The sequence below is a fragment of the Aerococcus sp. NPDC058936 genome (genome assembly GCF_042741995.1).
Taxonomy (GTDB): domain Bacteria; phylum Bacillota; class Bacilli; order Lactobacillales; family Aerococcaceae; genus Aerococcus.
Map to the genome: position 1 here is coordinate 14,415 of NZ_JBHYKZ010000009.1, position 13,481 is coordinate 27,895.

Consider the following 13,481-nt stretch of genomic DNA (forward strand, 5'->3'; position numbering starts at 1 on the left):
TTATATTTCAATTTTTTTAGTCTTGGTCGTAACCGTTTGGATTGTTTGATTGCCATTTCCATGAGTCACGGCACATGTCAGCTAAATCATGCTCTGCTGTCCAAGATAATAATGTTTTGGCATATGAAGCATCCGCGTAGTTAGCAGCGACGTCACCAGGACGACGGTCTACTAGCTCGTATGGGACTTCAACGCCATTTTGCGCCACAAATGTGTTGACCAAGTCTAAGACTGAGTAACCAATTCCTGTTCCTAGGTTAACTGTTTCAACACCTTGGTGGTCAAGTGCGTGTTTGATTGCGGCTACGTGTCCTTTGGCTAGGTCAACAACGTGGATGTAGTCGCGGACACCTGTACCATCGTGAGTTGGATAGTCGCTACCAAATACAGATAAGTGGTCGCGTTTACCGATAGCCACTTGAGTGATGTAAGGCATTAGGTTGTTTGGAATATCTGTTGGGTCTTCACCGATTAGGCCTGATTCGTGGGCACCGATTGGGTTGAAGTAACGTAAGATCATCACTGACCATGTGTCGTCAGCTACTGCTAGGTCACGAAGGATTTGTTCGTTCATGACTTTGGTATAACCGTATGGATTGGTTGCGCTTGTTGGTAGGTCTTCTGTTAATGGTGACTCGTTGTCCATACCGTATACAGTGGCAGATGAAGAGAAGACAATTTTGTTGACGTTAAATTCTTGCATTACCTCAAGGACTGACACTAAACCACCTAAGTTGTTGTCGTAGTATTTAATTGGTTTGGCAACTGATTCACCAACTGCTTTGAAGGCAGCGAAGTGAATAACCGCTTCAATATTTTCTACTTCAAAAATATGGGTTAACGCTTCTTTGTCTAATACGTTTGCTTCATAGAAGCGTGGGCGGACACCAGAAATTTCTTCAATTCGTTCTAAAACAACTGGTTTACTATTTGAGTAATCATCCACGATCACGACATCATAACCAGCTTGGATTAATTCAATTGTTGTGTGGGAACCGATATAACCAGTACCACCTGTAACTAGAATAGCCATCTTCATTCTCCTTTGATCATGCAATTTTTCAGCAGATTGCTTTTGTCATTTATATATTTAAGTCTATTGTATCATAGCGTGAAAAAAGAAAAATATTAACAATCTGATAAATTTTAAAAAATAGATTTTCTTTATTGCTCTTCTTATTGTGGATGGCGATTATCTCCTAGCGGAAAATATTTTCAAAGATAACAAAAAAGTTTGACTTATAGTAACAAAAAATGCAACAATACACACTGAGTAGATATATAACGCACATAGTCATCTCAATTAATTTACGACTGCCAATGCATCCAACTGCATTGGCTTTTTTTATCAAAAATCCGATATACTCCCACTTAAAAAGCGGTTACCCATTATGCCAAATCAATAAATATTCTCAAATAATGCAATAGTATGCCCGAAAATTTCAGAGAAAACCTAACATTTTTAGGGGGCTACATGTTATCATGGACTAATAAAATATGAGAGAACAGTTAGGAGTATCGAGATGAAAATCGGGATAGTAGGATTAGGTGTAATTGGTGGTTCGTTTGCGGAGGCGTTACAAACTGCAGGTTATCATGACATCTACGGGATTGATAGTAACCAAGAAACGCTTGATACCGCAGTTGAGATGGGCATGATTAAGGAAGGTTTTTTAACTGGTGAAAACATCTTAGGCCAAGTGGATCTAACCATTATGGCCTTATACCCGAAAACAGCTGTGAAATTTATTGCAGCTAACCGCGACTTCTTTAAAGATGGTAGTGTCTTAATGGATACAACGGGGACGAAAGAAAACTTTATGGCTGAGTTGGAGACCGTATTACCGGACAATATTGAGGTTGTTTACACCCACCCTATGGCAGGTCGGGAAAACCGAGGGATTGCCTACGCACAAGGGTCGGTATTTCAAGGCGCCAACTTCTTGATCACGCCAACTGAAGCCAATAATGAAGAAACTTTGGGCAAAATAGAAGCCCTAGCCACTGAGATTGGTTTCGGTAAAATCAATCGCGTTTCTGCTAGCTTCCATGACCAAATGATATCCTTCACCTCGCAACTGCCACATGCCATTGCGATTTCGTTGATGAATTCAGACCACGAAAAACGCGAAACCGGTAAATTCACAGGTGACTCATACCCAGAATTAACCCGTATTGCTAAAATCAACGAGGACCTTTGGAGCGAACTCTTTATCGATAATAAGCATTACCTCTTACAATCGATTCAAGACTTTGAAGCACAGTTAAACCTGATCAAAGACGCTATTCGAACCGACGACCGCGAGCAACTAAAAGAATTGTTTAGACATTCAACAGCGAATCGCTTAAAACTAGAATCCGAAATGGATGAAAGGAAAAGACGAGGTTGAGAGCGAAGGCGACTTTTCCTCTTTTAAAATGATTATTTATTATCTAGAGACGTGATGTGTTCGCGTCTCTTTTTCTATCTAAAACAGATAGGAAATACGTCGGCTCTCGCACCTTGATTTTTCTTATCAACCATGACCGTCTTTTGCTAAGTCAGATAGTAGGCATTATATTCCTTTTTTCACAAAAGGTAAGTTATAATGATTGGGATAATTATATTAAATTGAAAAGAGGTTGAGATTTATGAAGAAGAAATTGGGTGTTCTTTCATTAACGGCATTGTCATTGGTGCTTGCGGCTTGTGGCAATGGTGGCACAACGGCGGATAATGAAGAAGCGGCTAAAAACATCAAAGTGACGGTGAACGGCGAACTGGCGTCGCTTGATAGTATCTCTTCGACAGATTCACCAAGTCAAAATACCATTGCCAACGTAATGGAAGGTTTATACCGGCCTGCTGATAACGGCAGTAACGAATTAGGGGTTGCGGCTGAGGAACCAACCGTTTCAGAAGACGGTTTAACTTATACCTTCACCATCCGTGACGATGCAGACTGGTCAAATGGTGACCCGGTAACTGCCCAAGACTTCGTTTATACCTACCAAAAAACAGTTACGCCTGAAACTATTGGTGGAAACGCCAATAAATTCTATGTCATTGAAAATGCGGAAGCTATCGCAAACGGTGAAGCTGAACCGGATACGCTGGGTGTTAAAGCTATCGATGATAAAACATTGGAGATTACCCTTGCCTCTCCAACAACTTACTTCACTGACTTATTAGCTACACCTTACTACTTACCAGTCAACCATAATGTGGCCACTGAACTGGGTTCTGACTACGGAACTTCTGCAGAAAACGCAGTATATAACGGACCGTTTGAAGTGAGCGACTGGAATTCAACTGAAATTGAATGGACATTAACGAAAAATGACGAGTACTGGGACGCTGAAAATGTTGATTTAGATCAAATCGACTGGGTAATGTCTAAAGAAAACTCAACAAACGTGAACTTATTTGAAGGTGGCGAACTCCAATACACTGAAATCACTACCCCTTACGTTCAAGAATACCAAGACTCTGAAGTCTTACACATCGAACCTAAAGGGATGATTGGTTACATGGAATTCAACTCCCAATCAAGTCCAACAAATAACGTCCACTTCCGTCGCGCCATCAGCCAAGCTTATGACAAAGAAGCGTTTGTTGACGCCATCCTTGACGACGGTTCACAGGCAGCAGGTGGTTGGATTCCATCAGAATTCGGTTCTGACCCAGAATCAGGCATCGACTTCCGTGAAGAGAATGGTGACCTAATGCCATTTGACCTAGAAGCTGCCCAAGAAGAATGGACCTTAGCCTTAGAAGACTTAGGAACAGATACAGTTGAAATTGAATTGTTAACTTCTGATACAGATACATCAAAAGCCACATCAGAATACCTACAAGCCCAACTTCAAACCAACCTACCAGGTTTAACAGTAACCGTACGTAACGTACCATTAAAATCCCGTCAAGCAATCACAGGAACAGGCGAATTTGACATCGTATACGGTACCTATAACCCGTCTTATGCCGATCCAACTGCCTTCCTTGACTACTTCGTGACTGGATCATCATTATCATCAGGTGATTTCTCAGACGCCACTTACGATGAATTAATGACTGAAGCCAAAACGACTAACGCCCTTGACCCAGCAGCGCGTTGGGACAACTTCCTAGCCGCTGAAAAATATCTAGTAGAAGATGCTGCAGCAGTCAGCCCAATCTACCAAGGAGCCTACGCAAACCTAATTGACCCAGCCTTGGAAAACGTCATCAACCAACCAAATGGGGTTGCGCAATACTACCGCACAGCTACTTACAACGTCACTGAATAACCTATTTAAATACCCCATAACAACACATAAAAATCCCTAGATCTATGTAAGATTAGATCTAGGGATTTTTAAATTTGTCTATTTAATCGAGGTAACCCAATTGAATAATGGGTAGTGAATTATTGAGTAAATCGATTGAATAAAATTATTTGGTATCATAGTCCAGGTTGGCATACAAACCCTTCAAAATAGTTAGCACCTCACTTGGTGTGATACGTCACTATTTTTCCATCGTCTCCTGTCTGAACACCCTGCCTGGCATCCTCGATTTAAGGCAATAATATAAAAAAATAGAAGCCGAAGGCTTCTATTTTTTATATTTACTCTGCTGCATTATTTACAGACTTGGCAACAATTTTAGATACGTTAGGGTTGAAGGCATTTGGAATAATATTTTCAACTGTCAACTCATCATCTGGGATGATGCTGGCAATACCTTGTGCTGCTGCAATTTGCATTTCTTCAGTAATATCACTTGCCCGTGCATCCAAAGCACCACGGAAGATACCAGGGAATGCTAAAACATTATTGATTTGGTTAGGGAAGTCACTACGTCCAGTTGCAACGATAAATGCGCCACCTTCTTTAGCTTCATCCGGCATAATTTCTGGTGTTGGGTTAGCCATGGCGAAGATAATCGCTTTTTCGTTCATTGTTTTGATCCATTCTTTTTTGAAGACGTTAGGCGCAGAAACACCGATAAATACATCCGCATCTTTCACAACTTCTTCTAGTGAACCTTTCAAGTGGTCAGGGTTAGAAATAGCAGCTAACGCTTTATGGCGATCTTGTAATTCAGGATCATCTTCAGAAATTGCCCCATCAATATCACATACAACTACATTTGTTGCACCTGCGTGGATCATTTTTTTAGCAATAGCAGTACCTGCTGAACCACCACCGTTGATCACAATTTTCACATCTTCAATGGTTTTTTCAGCTACTTTTAAGGCATTGATTAAACCTGCTAAAACAACGATTGCAGTACCGTGTTGGTCATCATGGAAAACTGGAATATCCAATTCTTCTTTTAGACGACGTTCAATTTCGAAACAACGTGGTGCCGCAATATCTTCTAAGTTGATCCCACCAAATGATGGTGCGATAGCTTTAACATGCGAAATAATTTCTTCAACGTCTTGTGTGTCTAATGAAATTGGCACAGCGTCAACATCTGCGAAAGCTTTGAATAAAGCAGATTTACCTTCCATAACTGGAATTGCTGCTTCTGGTCCGATGTTTCCTAATCCTAAAACGGCAGAACCATCTGTCACAACAGCTACTAGATTCCGTTTACTAGTGTAACGGTAAACATCCTCTTTATTTTCAGCGATTGCTGAACTTACAGCTGCTACACCCGGTGTGTAAGCAACAGCTAATTCGTCCATGTTTGTGATTGGTACTTTCGAGATAACCTCAATTTTTCCGCCTTTTTCTTCACTTAATTGTAATGCTGCTTGTTTTACGTCTGTCATATTTATACGTCCTTTCTAAAAACTGTTTATGCGAATAAGTTTAATAAAGTAATCATGATGGAAATGGTAATTGCCCCACCAATACGAGTTGCTACTTGAGCAAATGGCATCAAACTATTACGGTCAGTAGTCGCTAGAATCGCTACGTTCCCGGTACCACCCATTGCGGATTGGTTTAGGGATAAAATAGCTGATTCAATTTGATACATATTCAAGAATTTACCTAGGATAAACCCGGTTAAACCTAGAACAATTACTACTGAAAGTACCACCACTACATATTGCCAAGTTAAAACATCTAAAACTGCTTTTAAGTCTAAATAAATAATTCCTAGACCAACCATTAGTGGCGCAGTAAAGTTACTTGAAATAAAACCGTTTAATTGCTTAGCACCCTCTTCGATGCTGGCTGGCAATACTTGGAAGTATTTCATTAAAGTAGAGGCAAAGATTACGATGACCGCTGCTGGTAAACCGATAATACCTTGCATTAAGTTACCGAAGATATAAACAGCGACTAATAAGAATAAACCGATACCGATACTCTGGAAATTGATTGGTGTCTTTTCTTCTTTTTTGACCGCTATATTCTGTGATTTATCAGCTTTTGAAGGTGTTTGGCGAACCAAGGTACCGTTCCCTGAAAGTTCTGGATGTTTTTCCCCAAACCGTCCCACAATGGCTGCTACACCAATCGAGAAGAAGTTGGAAAGGATTGAAGCAGGTGCCAAAATAGCCACCATTGCACCGTAATCAATATTTTGAACTTCACTATAACCTTGAGCTAGCGGTAAAACCCCGCCTCCAATACCACCAGCCATAGCCGGTGTTACGATATTAAATAGGGTTTCTTGGAAGCCAATACCCACAAGTTGGCCAATTGCTGCTGGAACCAACATCGCTAAAACCAAACCAACTGACATTGGGATCACCATGCGTGCGAATCCTTGTACTAGTACCTGGCGGTTCATCCCAAGAATAGAGCCAGTTACCAAGGCAAAGACGTATAAGTCTAAGAAGTTGGCATCACTCATCAGCATAGTCACTGATTCAATGGCGTTATCTGGTAACAATCCGTAAAAAACCAAAATGGCGGGTACCAACATAGAAAGAATGGTTGAACCCCCAAATTTATTTAAGACAGGAATGGTGTCCCCAATTTTTCCAAGGGCCCATCCAAGCGTTAGGATTACACCAAACCCTCCTAACATATCAACAGGTAGGCTTTCAGTTACTGCAGCCATTAAAATAATTGCTGCGAATAAGAGAAACCAAGGCAATGGCATGGGGCCGACTTTGACGCCCTGCCACGCTGACACTGTTGATCTTTCATCCCGTGCAAGATCTGACATTGTATTTCCTCCTCATATATTTCTGATCGACTACAGTATATGCCTGATCTTCAACTTTTTGCTTTTATTTAAGTTTTTAAAGTCTTATTTGAACTTTATAAATTAAAGGGCTATACTGAAATTTGATAGGAAACGCGCTAAAAATATACATCAAAATACGAGAAAAAATAAGGGAGGTCAGCCAAGTTGATTAAATGGCATAATTTACGACTCCTCACCAAACTCATGTTAATGATTGTTTCAACGGTAGCGATTACAGTAGGTTGCCTTTATTTAATGACACGTCACTTAAATAAAGATGCCATCATTGAAACGGAATCCAGCTACCTATTAAACATGAGTGAAGACCTAGCAGATGAAGAAGAAATCATCACTGCCCTAGAAAATAACCAATCATCACAAACACTCGCTGATTTTACCCATGCCTATGAAGACCAATATCACCTAGACTACGTGGTAATCATTAATACTGATTCTATTCGCTTGAGCCACCCTGACCCGGACCTGATTAACCAACCATTTGCGGGTGGCGACGAGGAAAAAGTCTTTACCGGTCAATCTTATGTCTCAACAGGGATTGGTACCCTTGGCAATTCACTGCGGTCTTTTGCGCCAGTTATCCAAGACGGCCAAGTCATTGGAGCCGTTGTCGTTGGTAAAACCAACCATGCTATTGATGTCTTCTCTGAAAAATATGATCAGCAAACAACTCGCGCCCTCATTGTGAGTATAGCTATCGGTGTAACGGTCGCGATTTTCGTTTCTTATACCATTAAAAAAGAGCTCTTTAATATGGAACCAAAAGAAATCGCTAAAGCCTTTGAGGAAAGGTCCGCTATGATTGCCTACAGCCATGACGCCATTATTGTCACCAATCAATACGGTGAAATTACCCTAGCCAACAAAGAAGCGCTACGCCATTTTCCAATTCCGGAAAGAGAAAGCAAGCCGCTATTAGAAAGTGTCATCAGTCTACCTGAAATGAACGGTGACCACAATGCGGTCTTCCACTATCAAGATAAGGAGTACCTGATTTCACAAGCGGACATTCTGGTACAAGAAAAATTGGCGGGCCAAATTTATATCATTAGGGACACCAGCGAAATTTATGCCCTACTCGACCAACTGCATTCGACCGCTGAATATGCCCAATTGCTACAAGTTCAAGCGCATGAATTCTTGAACCGCCTGCATGTCATTTACGGTTTAACGGATTTAGAAGAATACGATGCACTAGACCAATACTTAGCTTCACTGATTAAGGACGAGGAAGATTTGACGATTCGTCTGTCCATGTTGGTAAAAAACCCAACCATTGCTGGGCATTTAATTGGAGAACACCGGATTCTAAATCAAAGTTTGAAGGACTTACGCCTTGAAATACACCATGAAATTCCAAACACTTATGAAGCGGCTACCAACCAATTATGGATGGAAACAGTTGCCGTCATTGATAAGGAATTACGTCAATTAGGTCAGAATTCACGCTTATGGCTATCACTTGATTTCGATACCGAACGTTGCCAACTCATCACCAATTACCGCCTTCAGGGAGACATCGACCACTTATACCAATGGCTGTCTAACTATTCATGGCGGACTGAACATGTCACGACCGAATTATCCATGCACGACCAGCAACTAAGCTTTTCATTCCGCATTGATTACCCACAAGGAGATGCCCATGAACTATAAGACACTACTTGTCGAAGACGATCCAATGGTTGTCATGATCAATCAGCGTTTCGTTGAATCCCTTGACGACTTCAAAGTCACCGCCACAGCACAAAGCTTGGACCAGGCCAAAGAACTATTGATCACCCAGCCCTTTGACTTAGTCCTCATAGACATTAATTTGAAAAATGAGTCAGGTCTCGACCTAGTTAAATGGATTCGGGACCAGTCAATTCCCGTCGAATTCATTATTATTTCGGCAGCCAACCAATCGTCTACAGTCGAAACTGCCTCCGCTTACGGGGCGGTTGACTATCTACTCAAACCATTTAATGCTGAGCGGTTGCACCAAAGCCTGCACCACTTTAAGCAAAAGCACCAAGTCCTGCATGATCAAGACCATCTAGACCAAGCCAGCCTAGACTCATTATACGGTCAAGGCGTTCAAGGACTAGACCTAGACAACGAACCCCTGCAAAAAGGTATATCTAGAAAAACCTTGCAGCATTTGATGACTGTTATTAGAGCAGCAGATGAGCCCTTTGACATTGAGGAATTGGTCAGTAAAACCACCCTTTCTCATGTCACCATAAGAAAATACATCCAATTCTTGGTCGACCACAAAGTATTAAAAGAAGAAACAAAATACGGGTCAATCGGGCGACCAACCACGGTATATTGGCTAGAGGTATAAGAAGAAGGTACGACACAAACTATTCATAACTTACTCAAAAATAGAGGTCAGCATCCTTGATGGATAATTCTGATCTCTATTTTTTAAAAGCAAAATATTGTACGCAAAATATACCAGTCTCCCCAAAAATGAACATCACTGATATAACAATCTTTCACATGGTTTTTCAGCCCTCCAACTGTTAAACAAAAAAGGAAGCGTTTGCGGTCAATCACCACATTCACTTCCTTTATTAATTACTTTCTATTTAGCATAGCGACTTACTTTGAAGTCTAAGCCCAAGTGGTCACGTAATGTGTCCCCTTCATATTCGTATGAGTAGTAGCCACGTTCTGCAATCTTAGATAATACATTGTCGAAGAATTCGTCGTAAGCATCCCCAAATACTTGCTCATTTAACATGAATCCATCAGCTGCGTCATTTTCCAACCAGTAGATTAATTTGTCCGCTAATTCATCATATGTACCGTAGAAGTTTCCTTTTGGTGTAGCCGTTTGTAGGGCTACTTCACGTAAAGTTAAGTTCTCTTCCTTGGCTTGCGCTTTGATTGCGTCACTTGTTGACCGGAATCCGTCAGATCCCACTTCTCCTAAGTCTGGGAATGGTGCATCCGGATCGTATTGTTTGAAGTCGTGGTGGTCGAAGAAGCGTGCTAAGTAATCTAGCGCTTCATCCAAGCTGATTAATTGTTGTAATTTCTCATAGTTAGCAGCAACTTCTTCCTCAGTCGCACCAGTGATTGGCGACAATGATGGCAATATAACCACTTTTTCTGGGTCACGGCCGTTGGCTTTTACAGCGTCTTTAACAGCTTTGTAGTACTCTTGTGCTTTTTCCAAGATGCCAGCTGCATTAAAGATTACTTCACCATGCTTAGCCGCAAACTCGATCCCTTTAGGACTTGCACCCGCCTGGAAAATAACCGGCTGACCTTGCGGCGTACGTTGGATGTTTAAAGGTCCTTTTGAATTGAAGAATTCGCCTTTATGATTCAACACATGGACTTTGTCTTTATCATAGAAGACACCTGTTTCACGGTCACGAACAAAGGCGTCATCATCAAATGAATCCCATAAGCCTTTAGTGACTTCTAAGTATTCGTTGGCCATGTCATAACGTAAGTCATGCTCTGGGTGGTTCCCCTTATTATAGTTACCTGCAGACCCTTGTAAAGGTGAGGTTACCACATTCCAACCAGCACGACCCTTAGAAATAATATCTAATGACGCAAATTGACGAGCTACGTTATAAGGCTCAGAATAAGTGGTTGATAAAGTTCCAACTAAACCAATTTTCGAAGTGATTGGCGCTAGAGCTGATAATAAAGCGATTGGTTCAAAACGGTTTACAAAGTGGGGAATTGATTTTTCATCGATGTATAAACCATCTGCGATGAAGACGAAATCCGCCCCGTTTTTCTCAGCCTTTTTCGTTAAGTTGACATAGTGGTCGAAGTCGATTGATGCATCAGGTGCAACATCTTCAGCTTTCCAAGAGTTCATGTGAGCACCAGCACCGAATAATAATACACCTAGTTTTAATTGTTTTTTAGTCATGAAAATCTTCCTTTCTTTCTATTAAATATCTTATAAAGTAGCGTAATTAATCAGAAATGCTATTCTGCTTCTCTAGATTGGGTAATGTCTACCCCGAAGTATTCGTTTGAAATCTCTGCCAAAGTCCCGTCTTCACTTAAAGTTTGAAGGGCTACATTAAAGTCCGCAATAATTTGTTGGTTTTCTTCCGTATCTTTGAATGGGAAGCCGACTGGTTTTTCGCCGAAGGTTTCATCAATCATACGTAAATCAAGATCGCGGTTTTTAATTTGCGCAGTCAATTCTTCGTAGCCATTGACATAACCTTTTACCTTGCCAGATTGAATATTGGCAACCGCAACTGCCATACTTTCCACGAATTCAAGTCCGATTTGATCTTCAGTATCGTATTCTTTCAATACTTCCGCATAGTTAGACCCGACTACACCGTTGACCGTTTCTCCGTATAAGTCTTCAAGGGTATTGGTTTCCGTATTATCAGAAGCTACTGCAATCCCGGTAGACGCATAGAAGTAGTTATCTGTATACACATAGGACTCCCGACGTTCCGGCGTATTGGCGAAGTTAACAGCGGTATCTGCCTTTCCAGCTTGTAGTGCTGCAACAACACCAGACCAGTCAGACAAGGCCCATTCAATCTCGTAGCCCGCTTCCTCTGCGACTGCTTCAGCAACCTCCACAGAGAAACCTTTCAGTTCATCCCCTTCTTGATAGTGTTGTGGATACCCATCTGGAGACGCAGCAATTGTCACTGTTTTATCTGCAAACCCACTTTCTGAACTCGTCACTTCTTCCCCTGCAGATGCCCCGCATGCCGCTAAGACCAAGGCAGAAGCTAATCCAATACCCAATAACTTAAAATTTTTCATCGTTTTTCCTCCTCTTATCTGGTGTATGGTACGGCTAGGCGTTTCTCATACCAGTTTTGTAATAGTGAATATAGAATGGTGAGGGCCCAGTAAATCAAGGCCACTGCGAAATAGGCTTCAAAGAACTTCAATGAGTTCGAAGCGAATAATTTCCCTTGGGCAAGCAACTCGACGCCCCCAATGGTGAAGGCTAGTGACGAGTTTTTCAGTAAGCCAACGAAGGTATTCCCCGTTCCCGGGATGGCGTTACGAATGGCTTGTGGTAAGACAATCCCTCGCAATGTTTGCCCGTAAGTCAAGCCCACCGTCATCGCCGCTTCCACCTGACCCTCGTCTACAGAAACCAAGGCTGCCCGAAATACTTCAGCTAAGTAGGCTGCTGTATTCAAGGAGAAAGTCAGAATTGACGCTACTTCAGCCGACATCCCGGTTGCAATTGGTAGAATCTGTGGTAACCCAAAGTAAATCAATAATAACTGAACAATGGGTGGCGTCCCTCGGAAAAAGGACAAGATCACTTGGATAATCTGGGTCAGTACGGGCACTTTATTGACTAAAACCACCGCAAATAGTCCCCCAATGACAACGGCAATCGCCATAGAAGCCAAGGTCAGATACAAGGTAATGGGCAAATAGCCAAGTAGTTGTGGCAGTATTTCAACCATATAAGCAAAATCAAAGGTCATATTAGCCTCCTATCCGAACAGCGTTACGTTGTAAAAATTGAACAGTCCGTTCATGTTGCGGATTTTCTAAGACGGCTTCAGGTTCGCCTGATTCAACGATATAACCGTCTGACATGAAGACAACTTTATCCGCCACTTCTTTAGCGAAATGCATTTCATGCGTCACGATAATCATCGTTGCTTGCTCGTCTCTGGCAATGTCAGAAATAACCTGTAGTACTTCAGCTACCCACTCTGGATCAAGCGATGAAGTTGGTTCGTCGAATAAAATAACTTTTGGATTGACCACAACCGCTCGGGCAATACCCACACGTTGTTGCTGTCCTCCAGATAAAGTGACTGGATATTTGTCTGCCTTGTCTGCTAAACCTACTTTTTCAAGTAAAGCCATTCCTTTTTCCTTAGCGTCAGCTTTTGAAAATCCTTGCGCCACTTCAAGTGCATAAGTGATGTTTTCAAGCACAGTTTTATTTTTAAATAAGTTGTAGTGCTGGAAGACCATCGAAGTTTGCTTTCTCAATTCAGCCACAGATTTTTTCGTTGCCTGCTTAGTATCCACGGCCACATCCCCAATGCGAATAACCCCACCATTCGGTTCTTCTAGGTAGTTTAAGCATCTAAGCAAGGTTGATTTCCCTGACCCTGATGGTCCGATAATGGCCACCACTTCGCCGGCAGCAACTTCAAAGGAAATATCTTTTAAGACCTGGGTCCCAGAGAAGTTCTTTTGTAAGTGTTCAATTTCAATCATGGTTTTATTGTTGTTCGTCATTTGTCACTCGTCCTCTTTATTGTATGCATATTATCTTTGCTTGTATTGACTGTTTAAAATCCTGTTTTAGGTAAAATAAAAACCCCTCCCAATAGGCACTCGTCCTATCAAGAAGGGATGACTGGTCAACAAT

At 41.6% G+C, this 13,481-nt stretch carries 11 protein-coding genes and 1 other annotated feature (1 of these 12 only partly in view); of the genes, 4 read left to right on the forward strand and 7 right to left on the reverse strand.

Going from position 1 to position 13,481, the window contains the following annotated elements:
• Positions 1-16: 16 nt before the first annotated feature.
• A complete protein-coding gene (gene galE / locus ACFW0C_RS07780) occupies positions 17-1,033 on the reverse strand; it encodes a UDP-glucose 4-epimerase GalE (protein ID WP_083067906.1) in 1,017 nt (338 codons plus the stop codon).
• 490 nt (positions 1,034-1,523) lie between these two features.
• Between galE and ACFW0C_RS07785 the strand changes: the two genes are divergently transcribed.
• Positions 1,524-2,390 carry a prephenate dehydrogenase gene (locus ACFW0C_RS07785; RefSeq protein ID WP_378106658.1) on the forward strand — a complete coding sequence of 289 codons (867 nt, stop codon included), beginning with the start codon at positions 1,524-1,526 and terminating at the stop codon, positions 2,388-2,390.
• Positions 2,391-2,631: 241 nt separating this feature from the next.
• Positions 2,632-4,269 (forward strand): ABC transporter substrate-binding protein, encoded by a 1,638-nt coding sequence (locus ACFW0C_RS07790; protein ID WP_378106660.1) that lies wholly within the window; start codon positions 2,632-2,634, stop codon positions 4,267-4,269.
• A 320-nt stretch (positions 4,270-4,589) separates the two neighbouring features.
• Here the strand turns inward: ACFW0C_RS07790 and ACFW0C_RS07795 are convergent, their stop codons facing one another.
• Both ACFW0C_RS07795 and ACFW0C_RS07800 read right to left on the reverse strand, forming a co-directional pair.
• Entirely contained in the window at positions 4,590-5,750 is a 1,161-nt protein-coding gene (locus tag ACFW0C_RS07795; RefSeq protein WP_378106771.1) for an NADP-dependent malic enzyme, read from the reverse strand.
• Positions 5,751-5,770: 20 nt separating this feature from the next.
• Positions 5,771-7,096: a 2-hydroxycarboxylate transporter family protein gene (locus tag ACFW0C_RS07800; RefSeq protein WP_378106661.1), complete on the reverse strand. Its 1,326-nt coding sequence runs from the start codon at positions 7,094-7,096 to the stop codon at positions 5,771-5,773.
• Between the two features lie 186 nt (positions 7,097-7,282).
• Between ACFW0C_RS07800 and ACFW0C_RS07805 the strand changes: the two genes are divergently transcribed.
• A complete protein-coding gene (locus ACFW0C_RS07805; protein WP_378106663.1) occupies positions 7,283-8,791 on the forward strand; it encodes a Spo0B domain-containing protein in 1,509 nt (502 codons plus the stop codon).
• Positions 8,781-9,464 (forward strand): response regulator, encoded by a 684-nt coding sequence (locus tag ACFW0C_RS07810; protein WP_378106665.1) that lies wholly within the window; start codon positions 8,781-8,783, stop codon positions 9,462-9,464. The genes ACFW0C_RS07805 and ACFW0C_RS07810 overlap by 11 nt, the downstream gene beginning before the upstream one ends.
• A gap of 243 nt (positions 9,465-9,707) precedes the next feature.
• Here ACFW0C_RS07810 and ACFW0C_RS07815 read toward each other — a convergent pair whose 3' ends face one another.
• The 4 genes from ACFW0C_RS07815 to ACFW0C_RS07830 are packed head-to-tail and all read right to left on the reverse strand — an operon-like array spanning position 9,708 to position 13,348.
• Positions 9,708-11,021, reverse strand: a complete 1,314-nt coding sequence (locus ACFW0C_RS07815) for an LLM class flavin-dependent oxidoreductase (protein WP_378106667.1) — start codon at positions 11,019-11,021, stop codon at positions 9,708-9,710.
• Between the two features lie 59 nt (positions 11,022-11,080).
• Positions 11,081-11,890, reverse strand: a complete 810-nt coding sequence (locus tag ACFW0C_RS07820) for a transporter substrate-binding domain-containing protein (RefSeq protein ID WP_378106669.1) — start codon at positions 11,888-11,890, stop codon at positions 11,081-11,083.
• 14 nt (positions 11,891-11,904) lie between these two features.
• A complete protein-coding gene (locus ACFW0C_RS07825) occupies positions 11,905-12,576 on the reverse strand; it encodes an amino acid ABC transporter permease (protein WP_378106670.1) in 672 nt (223 codons plus the stop codon).
• A gap of 1 nt (position 12,577) precedes the next feature.
• Entirely contained in the window at positions 12,578-13,348 is a 771-nt protein-coding gene (locus ACFW0C_RS07830; RefSeq protein ID WP_378106672.1) for an amino acid ABC transporter ATP-binding protein, read from the reverse strand.
• A gap of 110 nt (positions 13,349-13,458) precedes the next feature.
• Positions 13,459-13,481: a binding site (T-box leader), on the reverse strand; it runs 205 nt beyond the window's last position.

What these genes read in the sequence shown, in the direction of transcription:
- galE (WP_083067906.1), bottom strand. Translation starts at nt 1,033, where the DNA reads ATGGCTATTCTAGTTACAGGTGGTACTGGTTATATCGGTTCCCACACA.
- ACFW0C_RS07785 (WP_378106658.1), top strand. Translation starts at nt 1,524, where the DNA reads ATGAAAATCGGGATAGTAGGATTAGGTGTAATTGGTGGTTCGTTTGCG.
- ACFW0C_RS07790 (WP_378106660.1), top strand. Translation starts at nt 2,632, where the DNA reads ATGAAGAAGAAATTGGGTGTTCTTTCATTAACGGCATTGTCATTGGTG.
- ACFW0C_RS07800 (WP_378106661.1), bottom strand. Translation starts at nt 7,096, where the DNA reads ATGTCAGATCTTGCACGGGATGAAAGATCAACAGTGTCAGCGTGGCAG.
- ACFW0C_RS07810 (WP_378106665.1), top strand. Translation starts at nt 8,781, where the DNA reads ATGAACTATAAGACACTACTTGTCGAAGACGATCCAATGGTTGTCATG.
- ACFW0C_RS07815 (WP_378106667.1), bottom strand. Translation starts at nt 11,021, where the DNA reads ATGACTAAAAAACAATTAAAACTAGGTGTATTATTATTCGGTGCTGGT.
- ACFW0C_RS07820 (WP_378106669.1), bottom strand. Translation starts at nt 11,890, where the DNA reads ATGAAAAATTTTAAGTTATTGGGTATTGGATTAGCTTCTGCCTTGGTC.
- ACFW0C_RS07825 (WP_378106670.1), bottom strand. Translation starts at nt 12,576, where the DNA reads ATGACCTTTGATTTTGCTTATATGGTTGAAATACTGCCACAACTACTT.
- ACFW0C_RS07830 (WP_378106672.1), bottom strand. Translation starts at nt 13,348, where the DNA reads ATGACGAACAACAATAAAACCATGATTGAAATTGAACACTTACAAAAG.